16 protein-coding genes are annotated in these 16,579 nt (G+C 54.6%); 5 read left to right on the top strand and 11 right to left on the bottom strand.

Translation table 11 applies throughout. From position 1 onward, the window contains the following. Positions 1 to 15: 15 nt before the first annotated feature. Positions 16 to 930 (top strand): L,D-transpeptidase family protein, encoded by a 915-nt coding sequence (locus STH12_RS01235; RefSeq protein WP_126169377.1) that lies wholly within the window; start codon positions 16 to 18, stop codon positions 928 to 930. A gap of 62 nt (positions 931 to 992) precedes the next feature. Here STH12_RS01235 and STH12_RS01230 read toward each other — a convergent pair whose 3' ends face one another. Next, the gene (locus tag STH12_RS01230; protein ID WP_126165872.1) at positions 993 to 1,208 is read right to left on the bottom strand and encodes a hypothetical protein; all 216 of its coding nucleotides are present in this window, start codon (positions 1,206 to 1,208) and stop codon (positions 993 to 995) included. Positions 1,209 to 1,513: 305 nt separating this feature from the next. Next, the gene (locus tag STH12_RS01225; RefSeq protein WP_126165871.1) at positions 1,514 to 2,335 is read right to left on the bottom strand and encodes an N-acetyl-ornithine deacetylase; all 822 of its coding nucleotides are present in this window, start codon (positions 2,333 to 2,335) and stop codon (positions 1,514 to 1,516) included. Positions 2,336 to 2,702: 367 nt separating this feature from the next. On the opposite strand from STH12_RS01225, the gene STH12_RS01215 reads away from it, so the two are divergent. The 3 genes from STH12_RS01215 to STH12_RS01205 all read left to right on the top strand — a co-directional run bounded on the left by STH12_RS01215 (position 2,703) and on the right by STH12_RS01205 (position 6,780). Continuing rightward, a complete protein-coding gene (locus tag STH12_RS01215) occupies positions 2,703 to 4,190 on the top strand; it encodes a M16 family metallopeptidase (protein ID WP_237158706.1) in 1,488 nt (495 codons plus the stop codon). Continuing rightward, on the top strand, positions 4,187 to 5,707 hold the full coding sequence (locus STH12_RS01210) for an insulinase family protein (protein ID WP_164551120.1): 1,521 nt from the start codon (positions 4,187 to 4,189) through the stop codon (positions 5,705 to 5,707). Before STH12_RS01215 ends, STH12_RS01210 begins: the two co-directional genes overlap by 4 nt. A gap of 179 nt (positions 5,708 to 5,886) precedes the next feature. Beyond that, positions 5,887 to 6,780: a universal stress protein gene (locus STH12_RS01205; protein ID WP_126165869.1), complete on the top strand. Its 894-nt coding sequence runs from the start codon at positions 5,887 to 5,889 to the stop codon at positions 6,778 to 6,780. Positions 6,781 to 6,846: 66 nt separating this feature from the next. Here STH12_RS01205 and STH12_RS01200 read toward each other — a convergent pair whose 3' ends face one another. From STH12_RS01200 to STH12_RS21385, 9 genes are all read right to left on the bottom strand, one after another. Further along, a complete protein-coding gene (locus tag STH12_RS01200) occupies positions 6,847 to 7,782 on the bottom strand; it encodes a bactofilin family protein (protein WP_237158704.1) in 936 nt (311 codons plus the stop codon). A 110-nt stretch (positions 7,783 to 7,892) separates the two neighbouring features. Then, on the bottom strand, positions 7,893 to 8,345 hold the full coding sequence (locus tag STH12_RS01195) for a hypothetical protein (protein ID WP_126165867.1): 453 nt from the start codon (positions 8,343 to 8,345) through the stop codon (positions 7,893 to 7,895). 17 nt (positions 8,346 to 8,362) lie between these two features. Then, positions 8,363 to 9,094 carry a hypothetical protein gene (locus STH12_RS01190; protein ID WP_126165866.1) on the bottom strand — a complete coding sequence of 244 codons (732 nt, stop codon included), beginning with the start codon at positions 9,092 to 9,094 and terminating at the stop codon, positions 8,363 to 8,365. Next, complete coding sequence (locus tag STH12_RS01185) at positions 9,091 to 10,524, bottom strand: hypothetical protein (protein ID WP_126165865.1); 1,434 nt, start codon at positions 10,522 to 10,524, stop codon at positions 9,091 to 9,093. The genes STH12_RS01190 and STH12_RS01185 overlap by 4 nt, the downstream gene beginning before the upstream one ends. A 44-nt stretch (positions 10,525 to 10,568) precedes the next feature. After that, positions 10,569 to 11,168 carry a hypothetical protein gene (locus STH12_RS01180; protein WP_237158703.1) on the bottom strand — a complete coding sequence of 200 codons (600 nt, stop codon included), beginning with the start codon at positions 11,166 to 11,168 and terminating at the stop codon, positions 10,569 to 10,571. A gap of 64 nt (positions 11,169 to 11,232) precedes the next feature. Then, the gene (locus STH12_RS01175; protein WP_126165864.1) at positions 11,233 to 12,948 is read right to left on the bottom strand and encodes a hypothetical protein; all 1,716 of its coding nucleotides are present in this window, start codon (positions 12,946 to 12,948) and stop codon (positions 11,233 to 11,235) included. A gap of 94 nt (positions 12,949 to 13,042) precedes the next feature. Next, the gene (locus STH12_RS01170; RefSeq protein ID WP_418856592.1) at positions 13,043 to 13,450 is read right to left on the bottom strand and encodes a hypothetical protein; all 408 of its coding nucleotides are present in this window, start codon (positions 13,448 to 13,450) and stop codon (positions 13,043 to 13,045) included. 313 nt (positions 13,451 to 13,763) lie between these two features. Then, positions 13,764 to 13,970, bottom strand: a complete 207-nt coding sequence (locus STH12_RS01165) for a hypothetical protein (RefSeq protein WP_126165863.1) — start codon at positions 13,968 to 13,970, stop codon at positions 13,764 to 13,766. 408 nt (positions 13,971 to 14,378) lie between these two features. Beyond that, positions 14,379 to 14,981 carry a helix-turn-helix transcriptional regulator gene (locus tag STH12_RS21385; RefSeq protein ID WP_164551119.1) on the bottom strand — a complete coding sequence of 201 codons (603 nt, stop codon included), beginning with the start codon at positions 14,979 to 14,981 and terminating at the stop codon, positions 14,379 to 14,381. A gap of 136 nt (positions 14,982 to 15,117) precedes the next feature. Here STH12_RS21385 and STH12_RS01155 point away from each other — a divergent pair, with 136 nt between their 5' ends. Beyond that, positions 15,118 to 16,563 (top strand): OmpA family protein, encoded by a 1,446-nt coding sequence (locus STH12_RS01155; protein WP_126165862.1) that lies wholly within the window; start codon positions 15,118 to 15,120, stop codon positions 16,561 to 16,563. Positions 16,564 to 16,579 lie beyond the last annotated feature (16 nt).

Below are 16,579 nucleotides of genomic sequence, written 5' to 3'. Positions count from 1 at the left end.
AGTCAGATGAATTTAATGAAGCGTTTTTTACAGTTAGCCGTATTTATTGGACTCACCGGTCTGTGCCAGGCGGCGCTGGCGGTTGTCTATCCCTTGCCGGCCAAAGATAGCCGTCTGGTGGGCGAAATTCAGTATTATGTGGTGCCGGACGACAAGCGCACCCTCGAAGACATTGCCGCCCAGTTCCAACTGGGGCTGTCGAACATCATGGAAGCCAACCCCGGGGCAGACCCTTTCCTGCCACGTCCCGGCAGCACCCTGATTATTCCCCATCAGTTGATCCTGCCCGACGCCCCCCGCGAAGGCATAGTGATCAACATCGCCGAGATGCGCCTGTACTATTACCCCAAGGGTAAAAACATCGTCGAAGTGCTGCCTATCGGCATAGGTCAGGTGGGTCGCGATACCCCGGAAAACTGGGTCACCAAGGTGCAGCGCAAGCGCGCCAACCCAACCTGGACTCCCACCGAGCGCATTCGGAAAGAATATGCTGCCAAGGGTGTGACCCTGCCACCGGTGTGGCCGGCCGGTCCGGATAACCCCATGGGGCTATTTGCGCTCTACATCGGTAACCTTTACGCAATTCACGGCACCAACGCCAGCTTCGGTATCGGCCTGCGGGTAAGCCAGGGCTGTGTGCGTTTGCGTGACACCGACATCGAACACCTGTTCAACAGCGTGCCCGTGGGCACTCGGGTGCAATTCGTGAATCAGCCTATCAAGGCCACCGAAGAGCCCGACGGCGCCCGCTACCTTGAAGTGCACCAGCCGCTGTCACGCACCCAGGAAGAGTTTGACTCGGCCACGCCTGTGCCCCTGTCACTGCCTGCCAACATCACCCGTTTTGTGGCCCACGCAGAGACCAACTCCTTCGTGCTCAAACGTCTGCTCGAGCAGCGCACCGGCATGCCAACCCGCATCAATCCCTGATGCGGATTGCTGGATAACAAAAAAGCCGCCCTTGGGCGGCTTTTTGTTTTAAAATCTGTCACTTAGTGACTACATCCAGCTACGTTCACATCCTTTTTAAACACCAATACCGCTACAAAAATCAATGCTAAAGGAGGAATAAGTGAAAGTAGCATACCTAAAACAGCAGTCAAAATCGGGGTCTGAGTTTTACGGCAGCCCAGGTAATAACTCACAGCGCCCATGAGCAGCGCGAAGACCAAGATAACCAGGCCTGCTAAAGTGGCATCAATATTCAACGGAACTCTCCCTGTAGTTGTAAGTGCCACCAACCCGGCGGCAACTGATTGTTAAACTCTTGTGAACTCAATCTATCGTAAACATCTCTCTAAGTACATGCCAGCAAAAACCTCCGCAAAAAACTGGAAATTTAATCTGCGCTGATATGCACGCTAATCATGGGACAAGCAACAAATAGAGTGTAGGTCAAAAGCACCTCTGGCTGAGATAACATCTGCCGACCATTGTCTTTCGCGGCTACCGATGCTTAATGAAGGCACTCAACACTCTACTCCCCACCGGTTTAGACCAAGTATCACGTGTATCATTCAGCCGCTGCCAGCATATCCAAAAATGCGCCCATGGCGGCGGCATTGGCGAGAATACGCTGATCCAGATTCTGCTGCCCGGGGGTCTCACTGCAGCAGCCAACACGTGCACCGCTGCGCACCAGGAAAGACTCGAACGAGGTATCGAAGTGATTGAAGATTACCCCGTCACGCACCGGGCAATCGTCAATGCTGCCATCCTGGGCAATCGGGAAGTAATGCCCAAGCGCATCCCGCAGGGTATGACTGAAGCGGCCCGGCGCCTGGCTGGGCTCGAAGGTGTACACGTAGGTGTCTTTCAGCAGCACGTCTTCATGGCAGGTGAGAATGCCATCGCGGCTCGCAACCTGCAGCAGATGGGCGTGTTCCAGCAAAATCTTGCCTTCATAAGACGTATCGTCACCCGCTTTGGCCTTACCGTTTTCAACGAAGAAACCACGATTGGGGTTTTCGCCCAGCTCGTTGAACCTGTGCCCTTTGGCAAAGCCCGTGGGGTTCACCAGTGGCAGCAGGCTCAGATTCACCCGCTCGAACAAACTGGCGTCGAGCTGCGACAATAAATACAGCAGCCCCCATGGGCCCGCAGCCTCTTCGCCGTGAAAGCCTGCGCTGATGAGCAGGTTTGGCAGTCCCGCTTTTTGTCCGGGCGATTGCATCAACCACAGTGGATGGCCTCCGGCACTGCCAAGTTTTTTGGCACTCAACCCCAGGCGGGTCTTTTCCTGCTCCAACAAGGCGTAAAAACGGCTGATATCCGTGCTGTTGCACTCGAAAATCTCGCTGTGCCAGACAAAAGACTCGAAAGGGGAGCGGCTCATTGAACACATCCTTGCAATTACAAAAGGCGAAAAGGGAAGCCTTGCCATCATATCAGCAAAGATGAAAAACTGAATGACATGCCTAGGGACTGTTTATCTTTCGCGGTTAAATTTTGTTCGATGCAAAAGCGTTTTAATCAAGGTGAGTGCTCTGCCGCCCAGAATCCTAAGCAAGGAGCGCTCAACACAGAGTACAACGCTTTTAGCCGAACCCTTCGGGCAGCGTTTGTGGGTCCTTTCTACGGCGTTATCGGCTTATGAGGTAGAATAACTACCTTTCAAACCCTCTGCCTTGTATAAAGAACCCACAAACCGCTGCAAAATCAGCTCAAAAGATAAACAGCCCCTTGGCTTGGAAATAACAACCATGAACCTGCTTGGCCGCCTTCGCCCGCTGTTGCCGACATCCCTGCCAGCCATGCCACTGGCCATGCTGCTAGCTGTGCCCGTTGCCGCACATGCAGGCGAGTGCCGCCTGGACGACAGCCACCTCAGGCAACTGGACCAGGCCATCAGCTACAGCCAACTGGAGAATGGCATGGGTCTGTATCTGCTGCCCCGCGAAGGCAAGCAGAGCATCGCCATGGCGAGCCGCTTCGCGGTGGGTTCGCGCCACGAACTGGTCGGGCAAACCGGCTGGGCGCATCTTTTTGAGCATCTGCTGTTCAAAGGCAGTGCGCTGGCGCCGGGGGATGATTACAGCAAGCTGATGAATGCCATGGGCGCCAGTTTCAATGCCAGCACCAGTTTTGATGATACCCGCTACTACAGCCGCATTCCCGCCGAAGGGCTAAGCTTCAGCCTGGCATTGGAGCGCGACCGCTTCTCCCGCCCCGAGCTTTCCGAACAGGCGGTGCTCAATCAGCAAAAAACTGTCCTTGCGGAAATGGCACAGACCATTGATAACCAGCCTTATTTTCGCGCTGCAATGGAATACCTGCTCACTCAGGCAGCCGATACCCCCTACCGCCATGCGATTATTGGCACCAAAGCCGATATTCAGGCCGCCACGCCCGAGCACTTACAGGCATTTCACCGCCGCCATTATCGTCCTGCCGCCATGACCCTCGCTCTGACAGGTAAACTGCCGGACAACACAGGCGCCCTGGTGCAGCAGTACTTTGGCGACTGGAGTAATCAAATTGACTCTGACACCGGCGACAATGCCAGCCCAAACGTCAGCAACAACGCCACCGCCTCGGAACCCCCGCTCTGGCGGCCAAGGCCTGCAAGCCATGGCGAAGTGGTGGATGAACGCGCTCCCTGGCCTGGATTGCTGCTCGCCTGGCACACGGTCGGTCGCAGCCACCCGGATGCTGCTGCCATTCGGCTGCTGGAACTGCAGCTGTTTCAGCGCATTGCATCCAGCCTTGAGCGCGCCGGCATCAAGGGGGATCAAACTATGTTCAGCCAGTCTCTGCCGCTGGACATGGACCTGCACGGTATGACCAATCTGGTGTTGGTACCAAGGGCGCGGGTCAGCCTGGACACGCTGGCAAAGGGCGTTGGCCAACTGCTTCAAGCCGCCGCAGACAAGCCGCTGAGCGAGTCAGAACTGTGCGGGCTTAAATCGCTGTGGCTGACTCAGTACCAGCAGCGACTCGAGCGGGATGAGTTGCTGGCGCAGCAACTCGCCGCCACCCCAGCCGCAGACAACCCAAGCCCGCTGCAGGCGCCGTGGCGGGCAATTGAATCTGTCACGGCCGCCGATTTACAGCGGGTGGCCGAGCAGTATTTCAATGGCCATACCGTGAGACTCGATTTGCTGCCCGCCTGGCATACCCGCTTTGGCAAGGGGCTGCTGGAATGGCTGCCGGATGGCTGGGCCGATGGACTAGAGGAGCTGGCACTGTGAACGCTTTTGTGAATCCGCGCCGGGCGCCGGGGTTCCGGACGTTGCAGACAGCTGTGCTGCTGATAGCAGCGCCACTGCTTTGCAGCTGCCAACAAACCCAGCTGAGCTTTGAGCCGGTGGCAGCGCCTACGCTGGCCGACTTTGCCAACACCGGCGGCAGCGCCAATCTTGCCATCGAAACCGGCTTGGCCGATGCCAGCAGTGACCGTCAGACCAAGCCAGTTTCCGGGCTGCCACCATTTCCACAAATTGGCGCTGAGCCGCTTGACGAGCAACAAACTGAAACTCTTATGCGCTCAGGCATCCGCCAACAGGGCGCAGTCACCGTCGATGCTCGCCTAAAGGCTGCCCATTTCATCTTGGTTAGCCCAGGCAGCACCCTGGCCCACGGCGACTTGCTTGCCCGCGCCCTGAACGCCCAAGCAAGGCATGCCGCACTGAATGGCGACGCCTGCGCCGAAAACCTTGTCGTTGTGGCAAGGCTGCACAGCTTAAGCTTCTCAAGCCGCTGTGACTCGGCAGCTGTACTTAAACAGCGGGCACTTGCATTGATGGACGGTCTTTGCCAAATGACCAGCGCCGACTTTAACCGTATCGTGCGGGAACAGAAGCTTGCGCGTCACATAGATGCCTTCACCGGCGCCGATATCGACCGGCTGTGGGCGCAAAAGGTGCTGGGTGAAGGCCACCCGTATCTTGGCTACAACCGCCCTTTTGATGGCAACCTGGATGAGCTGAGCGCAAGCCTGCAGGCGTTCCGGGCGCAGGCCCAAACCCATTTACTCAGTCATAGCGCAGCGACCCAGGATGACAATGCGCCTCACTCTTTCCGTGCTCAGGCGGAAATGATTGCCCCGCCACAGCGCCACGCCGAGCCCGATAAGCCAGCTCTGCTGACCCCGCTGTCTCAATCGGGCAAACGCCTCTATTTGCTGGACGCCCCCGGACAGGTTCAGGCCCAGGTCCGCATCGGCTACGGCCTTAGCCCCTCAGGCGACAGTAGCAGCTGCAAGGCGGCTGCCGCACTCCTTGGCCGCAGTCAAAGTGGCAGGCTGTTTTACGATCTTCGCAGCCAGCGAGGCCTGACCTATGGCGTGTACGGCAGCTGCATCGACAACCCACTAAGCCGCACCCTCAAGTTTTACGGTGCCAGCGCCAATGAAAGCAGCGGCGCTTTCGTGCGCGGCATTGTTGACCACCTGGCACTGCTGGCAAAAGACGACGCGGGCACAGAGGAGCTCAATGCGCTGCAAAGCTATCTGGCCGGACAGCGCATACTGAGGGCCGACAGCCCGGGTGCCGCCCTGGCTGATTGGCTGGATGCACTGGAGCGGGGGCAATCGCAGCCAAAGGCTGCGGGCACCTTGCTGAATCGCCCTGCTCTGGCCGGGTTCAACCGGCTGGTGTTCAGTCAGGCGCCGCTGATTGTGGTCAAAGGCGATGCCAGCGTGATCCGCGCCGATCTTGGCGCCAAACTCCCCGATTGGCAGATAGAAGTGCTCGAGAATATTCCTTAAAAAGCCACCAACCCCAAATGGAATACCATACGGCAAAATGCACACCAATTTGTATCCTCAAACAGACCGAATCCCGCTATGGGCAAGGGCTAAAAGTCCAAAAGGGTATTTAGTCAGGCTGGTGGCAGCACACTAAAATTGCCTGAAAGGGAAATTTAGCCACCACAGAGGAAATCCAAATGTGTCATTTTTCACGGGTCCTCGTTGCCACCGACGATGGGCTACACGCCAAGCCTGCGCTCAGAAAAGCAATTCACTTTGCTAATCAAAGCCATGCAGACCTTACGGTACTCAGGGTTCAGCTCCCAAAGCAGGCGGCTATCAGTCAATGGTTACAGCACTTGTTGATGATGGCGCCCGGCATCAGCCATCAGCGACAAAAACAGCCCAGCTACCCGGACAAAGACCTGCATCTGATCCTCAAACACTGCCATGCCGCCACCCTGGCCAATGCAGTGCTGAATGAGCTCGAACACAACGAATACGACTTACTGATCCTGGAACACCACGAATACTCCACCTTCAGGTGTGAATTCAGCCACACCGATGATTGGCTGCTGTTGCAACAGGCGCCGCTGCCGGTATTGTTTGTCAGCCGCGAGCCCTGGGAAAACGACGGTAAATTACTGACGGCGCTGGAAGTAGACGAAGAGAGCGACCCCCATCGTCAATTCAATCGCCAGCTGTTGGATGTGTCAGATGAACTGGCCAAACTCTTTAGCATGGAGCTGCATTTGCTGACCTGCTATCAGGCGCATGATTTGAGTGTGTCGTTTGAAAACAAAGATTTGAATCATCACACCTGGGTTGCCGAGCAGTGGCGACGACTGCGGCAAACCGCCGAGCCGTTGGCGCTGGAGGATAAACGCCTGCATCTGGCCGCAGGCCTGCCCGACGACATGGTGCCCGAAGCCGCCCGCCGCTGGCACAGCAATCTGGTGGTCATGGGCGCAGGTGAACACGCCAGTTTACTGAGCTCGCTAAAAGGCCGTGCCTCGGAGCAACTGCTGAATCAACTGAGGTGCGATGTGCTGGCCTTAAAACCTCACGCCCAGCAGGCGCTGCTGCACTGATAAAGCGCATCATGGCAATAAAAAACGCGGCTTAAAGGCCGCGTTTTTACTCGACAAGACAATGGCTTACATGCGATTAACCGGTGCATTCACAGGTACATCGGCTGCGCCCTGGGTGCCAACTGCACTGGCGTCGCTATCTACCACCACAGTGCCGCTGCCAGTCACATTGGCGGCAGCGCCTGTCGCAAGACTGTCGGCAGCAGTGCTTTCTTGCGCACTGTCTGCGGTTTCACCTTCCGAAGGCTGAGGCTGCAAGCCCTGTTCTGCTTCGGCATCAGCATCGGCGGCGCTGTTTTCGCTGAAGGACTGCTCCAGCAGCATGGCATTGGCAGCATCCATGGCTTCGCTGTCTTCAGCAAAATAACCGGCTGCCGGCAGAGAGCCGGAAGCTTCAAGCACAATCCCCGCCTGCGATGCATCACTCTGAGCCATACCTGCCGAGGTTTCGGTGGCAATCAGGTTATCGAGTACGGCCCTGGCTTTCTCATCACCGGCGTCCGTGTTGGATGCACTCAGCGTCTGTAAGCTGTGGCTGATATTGGCAATCAGCGGCGTTTTGGCCACCACCAGCCAACCAATACCAATGGCGGCGGCAAGTCCCACAACCAACTTCAGATGGCTCTTGCCACCTTCCTGTGGCAACACGGCATTGGCCGGCATGGGCATATCCACTGCATCCGGACCACGGGTGCGGCTGCCCACAAACTGGCCACCGTCGAAAATTTCCATTTGATTGCTGGCCACTTCACCTTCGACCACACCACCGTGGACTATGGTGAGTTTCTGGCAGCGCAGCTTACCGCGAAAGGTGCCGCAAACTCTGAGTTCGTGGCAATTCAGTTCGCCATCAATCAACCCTTCCGGCTCAATTTTGATTTGTCCGGCGGAGCTGATTTTGCCTCTGAGCTCGCCGGAAACCAGCGCGGCGCTTTCCAGCGTCAGCTCGCCTTCCAGGCGGGTGCCGGCGCCAATAAAGGTGATCCCTTGTCCCTTGTTCATTATCCCGTTACTCGTACTTTCGTCAGGCTGTTATTTTTGTGGCGCAAATGTTAAACACATTTGCCGTCAAGGGCAAAGAATAAAAAACGTACATTTTATACTCTGGCGTCTCAGCCTTCGGCAATCGCCTTGTCGCTGAAGTCGGCCAGCTGGTTCCCTGCCGCTAACATGGTGGATTTGTGGCCCGAAAGCAGCTCAACGCGCTCACCATTTTTGCACAGGGCAATCAGCACGCAGCGGCGGCTACTAAGGCCGTTGGCCACCATAAAACCCTGAATATCATTGAGCTTTAGCTGCATCACCCAAATCGGGTACAGGCTGCTTATCCGCCGGGTGAGCAGCCCTTTGCCCTTATCGAGAACAATCTGATGCCGGGCAAACAGACAGTGCCAGCTCAAGCTTGCCGCCACCGCCCAAATCAGTACCCGCTCGGTATCACCATCAAACCCCAGCAGTCCAAAAATCAGCGTAGGGATAAGCGGTATCGCCCCCACCACCAACAAGGCGGCGCGACTGCCAAGTTCCAGGCGACCTTGGGCCGAATTCTCTGACGTCCATTTCATACAGGTATTCGCTCTTGTCAGTGGCCAAGCAACATCAGTGCAAAACCGAGGGCAAAAAACAGCGGAAGCGGCAACAGCAGCAGCCACAGGGAACCGGCGCGCCAGGCAAGGGACTGACCAGACTGTGGACCTTCCCCCACATAGCAAGCGGCCACAGATGCTGACGAGCCGATATCCGCCTCAGCTGCTGCCAGCGGGCACAATTCGGGCCAGCGGCTTATCCGCTCGAACCCTTTGGCACCGGTCGCCTGGGCCAGCGCCCGCACCAGGGCCTGCGTTTGGGCCTGCTCGCCTATGCTGTAACGGGCTTTGGATTCTCCGGCATAAAGACTGAGCCAACAGCCCTTTCCAAGGGCGCCAATAGGCTCGGCCACCAGTTGCACCTCGGCCATGGGCCAGCGCTGCTTTACCCTGGTGGACAGGCCGTAAAAGCTGCGCTCGCGCACCAGCGCATCAGTGCGAAACACCCAGTGTTCACGTAATCCAAGCAGCCCCAGAGCCAGCAGCAACAGCAGCGGCGCAATAACGCCATACATGCGTGCCTCACTGCCATCGAGCACCAGCGCCATGACCAAAGACGAAGCCATGGGCACCAAGGCAATCACCCCAAAGGTTATTGCTTTGATTTGCCACTCGCTGCGCAGGTACAGCTCGCCGCTGCGGCTGCGTTTAAGGTGCATTCGTGCTCCGGGTCCCAATACCTGAATATTCAAATCGGCGGCCGCTGGGCCTGACTGGAACTGGTTCACCGCTTGGTCCCTCCCGGCAGCTCTGCCAGCTTTGCGGCCCCGAAACTACAGCGGGTCATGACAGTCGCCACACCCGACTGCTCCGAGCGCGCCATGCGCCCGGCGAGCTCGCGGCTATCAAGCCCTTTATGAATAAGCACCAGATCGTCCCGACCATCGAGAGCAGCCAGGTCGTCACAATTGCCGGACTTGATACTCACAGTTGTACCTTTTAGCGCTGTCAGACTCAGCCAGTCGCTAACGTCGGCATTGGCAAGCTGTATGCTGCTGACATCGTGAAGACCCTTGAAACCAGCCAGGGTGACGTTCGACAAAATCAGGTTATCGATACCTGATAGCGGCGTGAGGTCGTCGATGTGGGCATTTGACAGCGCCAGCATCGACAAGGCAGGAAACTGGCGTAAATCCGCGAGCTTGACTGATTTTCCGCTCAAATCGCATCGCAGCAACTCAAGTTCGTCCGTCATGGTCACTGACATCGACCTGGCAGCCTCCTTAATGCAGCCGCCCAGCGCAGCATCCGTAAACGTCACTGCACTGACTGGCTGAGGTGAAGCAGCCGAACCAGAGGGCGCCTGCGGCGCATCTGCCACGGTATTATCTGCGACGGTATTATTGTCTGTGCCTTGAGTGTTCTGCCCGGCAGCGTCTGGCCCTGCCGTCAAAGACTTGGCCATCAAGGGCTGGGCTATCAAGGGCTTGGCTATTGAGGCGTTGGTCTTATCATCGGCTGGCATCTGCCCGGCTTGTGCTGCCATCAGCGCCGCCAGCACTTCGGCGTTGTCGCCCTGGCCTGCCTCGGCCATCAGCGCAGACATATCCTCTGCGGCCAATGTGGAAATTAGATTGATGGCAAGGGCATCACCTTCCTCACCACTGAGCCCCCTGGCAAGCGCAGGCGCCTCATCCAGCAGCACGCAATGTCTGAAGGTGGCACCAAGGGAGATGACCGACACTACCCGGGCGTGGCTGATATTCATATCCATTACCGCCGGATAAGCTTGTTCCAGACTGCTTAGCCCCTGATAGCCCTGGAGGCGCTGAATATAGGCATCAATGGCCGCAAGTTCGGTATCCATTTGGGTAAGCGGGGCCTGACTTTTGCAATGGCTGCCAGCCGGCATAGCGGCAATCATGCTGCCAAGATGGGCGCGATACTGACGCGCCAACTGCTGCTGGGCATTGGCATCCTGCAAAAAGCGGCTGACCCAACCCTCCCGCAGCAGCGCTGTTGCATCACCATTGTGACGCTCAAGTCCATTACGAAACGCTTTGTCATCCCAGCCATGCTCAATGGCCTTGCTCTGGCGCACCAAAGGCGCAGTGCTGGCATCAAACTCGGCAATCAAGGCATCGCGATCGGCAGCAAAAGCAGTGCCCGCCAGCAGCATGAATGCCAGCGTAGCGAAAGTGGGAGGGCGATTTGGCATAGTGTCATCCTTGATATTGCAATGCCCAAAGGCATACTCAGGGGCTATTGGTATTCGGCTTTCCATAAAGCCAAAGGCTCTGCTGAGCACCATTGCCAGAAGCTTTTCTCTACCAAATCACTGGCCTCGGTCGCATCCCGCCCCTCAAACAGGCGCCAGTTTTCCTCGGCAGACTTAAGCGCATGTTGCCTTAAATGCCCGGTAACCCTTTCGAAGTCAGCCGCTTCCAGCAAAAACATGCTGCCATCGCGATAAGATTCCCATGGCACTTGATCTTTGGGCGCTCTTTGGTGGTTTTGAAAGAATGCCTCGGCGTAGATACTGGCCGAACCGCCTGCAGCAGCGCAGTCATTCCAACGTTGACAGCGGTAGAAGAACTCTTCTTCCTCTTCCTCGGTTCCGCTGAGTTCCTTATAAGGACAACTGGTTTCAAAAATGTCCCAGGGGCGTTCGATATGGGTTTCAGCCATGCGTTTGCGGGCAAGCTCTAACTCATTTGCCTTGGGCAAGGTATCCATCATAGCGCCTAAAAGGGCCTTGCCCTCATCTGCCATCGATGTGGACTGCGCCAACAGCAGCAGAATGCCAGCCAAAGCCCTGATGACCAGTGTCTGGGGAATTGAATGTTCATGATTCGATTTCAACGCTGGCATCCTTATTTTCCACACTTCAATGAAAATCAGGCGCCTGAAGTAAGGCGCCTTTAAATTACAAGCCGTTCAGATGAGCACGGATGACAGGCGTAAAGGCGGGGTCATAACTTAACCACAACCAATTAAGCGTCTCGGTATTAAATGCCTTGTTCAGATCAACTTCACCGATTACGCCCGCTTCTACCAGCCAATATTCGCCTTCATCCAGGGATAATGCCTGCTCAGGCGCACCACTGATGGTTTTCAGATGCACCAGGGTTTTACCCGCCACACTGTTATCAAGTGCCCAGCGATAGCCGATATCTTCACCCGGCCCCATGGCATCTTTTATCACAAACTCATCATCACCCTGGATTTCATATAACCCATCGGCAAACTCGTAAGGCCACAAGGCCGCCACTATAGCTTCGCCGTTAATCTCGGCCGCAGCAACGGTAAAGGGATAGCTGATAGCCCCTTGCGATCGGCACAGCACATCGGCGGTTTGATGGTAATTAAGACGATAAACGGTATTTGGCCAGTCCAGCGAGCCCAGTTTAAGCTCAGGCGGCAAAGCTGCTATCAGGGTTTGGAACTCACTGTCATCGCTGCGGAATTTATCCACTGTGGTCTCAACCGCTACCATGGTTCCTTCATACACCCGGGTCAGGCGGTTGTCCTGAAAAATTGGTTCAGGCATTTGATACCCTTGGGCCCCCTCTTCCCCAACCCAGCGGGAAAGCTCGGTATTCCAGCACTCAGATGCCAACTCATTACCATCCAAAGTGGTCCGCATAAGCTGGCCGTTGATTAGGGTCAACCAAAGCCCGTTCGCTTCGGCGCCCGCGCGCAGTTCAACCACCTTGGTATCCCCCAGTTGGGCGATACTGAGCAAATGGCTGTCGCCGTCATCATCACTTTCGTTGTCCAAAAGTTCAGACCAATTGGCCTCAGACATCAGCCGCTCGTCAATTGGCGAACTGATATAACCGAGATTTTTAAGCACATCGCTGACCCGATAACGCAGGTTCAGCGGATCGCTCGCCAGCCAATCGGTCACACTCAGGCCAGCCTCATCGGCAAGACCGGTAAAGAGACTTTTGCCAACAAACATGACTTCTTCAGCCGCCAGTATTTGCGGTAACTGGCCATCTATCAGCATTTCAATATGGTCCAGCAGCGCCAACGCGTCTTTAAATTCCGGCTTGGCCGTGTCGGCTGCGGTGATTTGATAAGGGCTGGTGGCAGAAACGGTGAAAATACTGGGCAGAAGCAACCCAAGGCGCGCTTCAACAGCGGCCTTATCATCACTGCCAGCAGCATTCATCCGCCTGGCTTCAAGATCGGTCAGCGGATTAATAGTACCGCTATGCTTGCTATGGGCGAGCAAACTGGTGCGTGTGCCGGCGGCAGAAGCCTTTGCAGCCCCCACAGACGATGGCATTGCCAGCCGCAGCGGCTGTTTAACGGCGCTTGCCACCGGCAGCACTGCAACCAGTTGATATGCTTCTGTTTCATTACTGCTTTGCCAGTTCAGGGTAAAAGCACCATCGCTATCGGTGGTAGCGCTGGGCTCCCCGCCGTCGCAGCTGGCATTGAAATTAAGATCTGCGCAAACCTGTGCACCAACCAAAGCCCCGGCAAAACTGGCTGTGCCCACTTGCTCATGCGCAAACTCTACAGGAGGGTTTGGCTCAATGGCGTCGGGGGCATCGGTATCGGAGCCGCCACAGGCGGACAACATAAGGGTAGCGGCCGCTATGGCCGTCAGGCGAAAATCTGGGGGATTCATGAAGACTTCCTGTTGGGCGATAAAGCCCTAATCCATTTCTCTCAAAAGGTGCTGCCGGAGGAAGCCCTCCGGCTATCCGCATCACAAACTGCGGTTAGAAGTACAGATTTTCAACCTGCTTGCCGTTCACCACCAATTCGCACTTGTCCGCAGTGCTGTTTTTGGAGGATTGAATGGCACCGGCGATGGCACCGAAGGCGCCGCCTTGCTTACCAAGTACAGAGCCAAAGTAGCAGTTACCCTTGATATTCATGTCCTTGTATTTGGCATTCAGGTTCTGGGTGGGGGTGTATGGAGGGAAAGAGCCCTGCATGATGGGGTCACCATTAACCTTAAGCACCAGCAAGTTTTTGCGCTCATCGAAACTGCCACCGAAGGTCAGGTCAACGCCGTCAATGGCAACCTTTTTCTCCTGCGCCACCCGAGGCGCCGGCTCAGTGGAAGAACAGGCTGCAAGACCCAGAACAACTGCGACCAAAGAAACATACTTCAACTTCATCATTTTCACTTCCTGTTGTTAAAAAACTTATCCTTTTAAAGCACCACCGGTAGCGCGGATTACTTGTAAAAATGGCGCTAGCGGGCAAATCCAAACATCTTATATTTCATAGAAATACCAGTTACCTTCAGACTCAAACCAGTTACAAGAGTAAGTCCCAACGGATTTGACCTCATACTTATACTTAATCCTCACCATTCTGGTGGCATTGGGATACAGTTGCATAAGTTTCTTGGGCAAGGGCATGATTCCAGAGTTTGAAACATCCAAGGTAAAACTTTCCAATGGCGCTTTAATCACATTAAAGTGCGCGATTTTACGAGCGACCATTTTCTTGGCTGATTTCCCTTCGTTCCATGACTGCCGCATTGGATAATCGGTCAAAGATGGCCTGCTCATCTTTGGCTTTAAGGTCAAGCATCACCTGATCGCAACGGGGTTTAAAAACTTCAATAAGGGTTTGGTCATCAGTCGCAGCCCAGGTATTGAAAGACAGAGCCGCCAACAAGATAAAATATCTCATCGCCGCGACACTCCAATACTGAAAACGGGGCATACAGGTGAGCTCGGGGCCCAGGCAGCATTCGATGCCCTTGAGCCAAAGCAGGCAGATAAGGGGCCAAAGAAAGCCCCTTTGAGGATTCGATTCATTTAACACACTTCCATGTACTGCGCAGGCGCGCTAATTCCAGTAAGTATTCCCTACAACCCAAACCTCTGTGCAATCAAGTGCCTTTGCAACCAGGCAGCTTTGAAAAGAGAGGGTAAAGCGGCCAAGAAATGATTACCTCAAGATGGAACAATGCAACACCTAAAAAACAGCCTAGTTGTTTCAGTTGAGTTGTTCCAATCAGGTTAACCCATTGTTCGCCTCTTACCTAGTCAGCCCCAATTTATACAGCCGTAAAACACACCCTAAGTAATTAGGTCGTTAGCATGACGATATTAACTGAACCCGCCCTCTAAGATTATTTTTACGGTATATATTCTGTAAGTGCATTTTTACAGTATTAGGCGAAATATTCAGAGTATCGGCAATCTCCAGGTTACTCATTCCTTTTAATAGGCAATCAACCACCCTGCGCTCCTTTTTGGTCACATCGAGGGACACACCTCTGGCATCTAAAACATCGCTATTATCGTTCATTTCAGTAATGAACAATGACATCGCCTTCCTGGAAAAATACATTTCGCCACGGATCAAACTGTCAATAGCTGAGAGCTGCATAACCAAAGAACTTTTCTTAATTATCAATCCATTAAAGCCAGCCCTCAATATGCTTAGCTCAGTATCCAAGTCCTGATGCTGGGCTATAGCGATATATGCTGTTAATGGCTTACGCGCTAGAGTTGTTGAAATTTTGTTGCCACCTGTGCAGTCAACAAAAATAATTCTGACACAGTGTTGCTCGTCCGTGTTTAGCAGCGCCTTTCGTAAACACCCACCATTTGCAAGGTAAAGTTGTTTCAACTCAGGTAATAAGTCGAAGCCCTCGCCTTCCAGGTGAATGCTGGCACGGGTTTGTATATCCATATTGCGTTTCTCAGGGGTAAAATTACTACTGGGTACTACGACTACAAGAGGCGGACATTTTAATTGTTTTGTCGTATCATCCTGCTCTCTTAATTAATACGCTAAAGTAAGATTCGCCCGCTGAAAAGGATTTTTTATGGGACAAAATACTTTATTGAGTGCTGTATTTTTGGCTGTTACCGCCTTCAATGCCTCTGCCAGTACGCTTTTCAGCACCTTCCCGGATGCCAAATATCCCGCAGAAAAACGCATTCATTTTACGCCGCTCGATCTCATTACCGCCGTTGATGATGGCAAGCTCTCGGTTTTGCCGGTGTCAGGCAAACTTACCCAACAGAGTTTCGAGCTGCCAGACAGCTATACGCTGGAGCTGGTTATCAATAACTATCTGGCTCAGCTTAAAAAACTAAATGCAGAAATCCTGTTTCAATGTCAGCAGCAAGCCTGCGGCGATCCCTATGCTCTAAGGGATCGGTTAGCACCGAGGATAAGCGTAGATACCAGTTATCCGGGGGCCTACGTGGCGGCAAAGCTCAATGGTGCCAGCGGGGATGTTTACAGCGTCATTTATGCCTTTCATCGTGAAGGCAGTTACACCAAGGTGCAGCTTGTTACCCTTGAGGGCATGCCCGAGCCACTGGGTCTGATTGAAGCAAATCAGGCGTTTTTGCAGCAGGCTCCAACAGCCGTGGAGATAAAAGACAGACGCAGTGAAGATAGTAAGGACTCGGCCGATCATCCGCTGCTTGGCCGCATGCACGGCAGTTTTATCAGCCGCTATAAGCAAACCAATTTCACCCAAGTCCCTGTGATTGTGGGTGTATCTGCAGCCGGTTATCAGACCCGGCCACTCGATGCCAAACTCACCGAGATCCGTTATCGGATGCCCGAGGAATACTCGCTGTTTGAAATCAGCAGTAACTACGCCGCCGCAGCCAACAAGCTGGCCGCTGAGCCTGTGTTCCATTGCAAGGGTAAAGCCTGTGGTGACGACGCAGCACTGATAAAGGCCATGGGGTTACATCAGGATGATGAAACCGATGAATGGCAAGACTATCAGCTATTTAAACTAAGCCACTCTGGCGGTGACCTCTATTTCGATATCTACGCCCAGGGCCGCTACGATGGCACGCCGGCCGACACCACTGTGCGAGTGATGGAGCTCTCGGTACTGCAAGATGACAGGGTTGCCATTGACCTCGACGCCCTCACCAAGGCCATTAGCCAATCCGGCAAGGCTACTCTGGAAGGCCTGCTGTTCGACTATGACAGTGAGCAGATGCTGCCGGAGTCCAGGGGCATACTGGAAGTACTGGCAAGCTACCTTAAGCAGCATCCGAAGCTGGATTTTTACGTGGTCGGCCACACCGACGATAAGGGCGATAACGGCTATAACCAGAGCCTGTCTCAGCGCCGCGCGGCAGCAGTGATAAAGCGGCTCACCGAGCAATACCAGATCCCCTTAAGCCAATTAACCGCCCATGGCAACGGCGAGTACAGCCCCGTTGCCAGCAATGCCAACGAAGCCGGTCAGCGGCTGAACCGGCGGGTGGAACTGGTGCTCCGCTCTGATAAAAAGTAATTGTAAATCAAAATAA

Source organism: Shewanella khirikhana, from assembly GCF_003957745.1.
Lineage (GTDB): Bacteria > Pseudomonadota > Gammaproteobacteria > Enterobacterales > Shewanellaceae > Shewanella > Shewanella khirikhana.
This window is presented reverse-complemented; position numbering and strand designations above follow the sequence as displayed.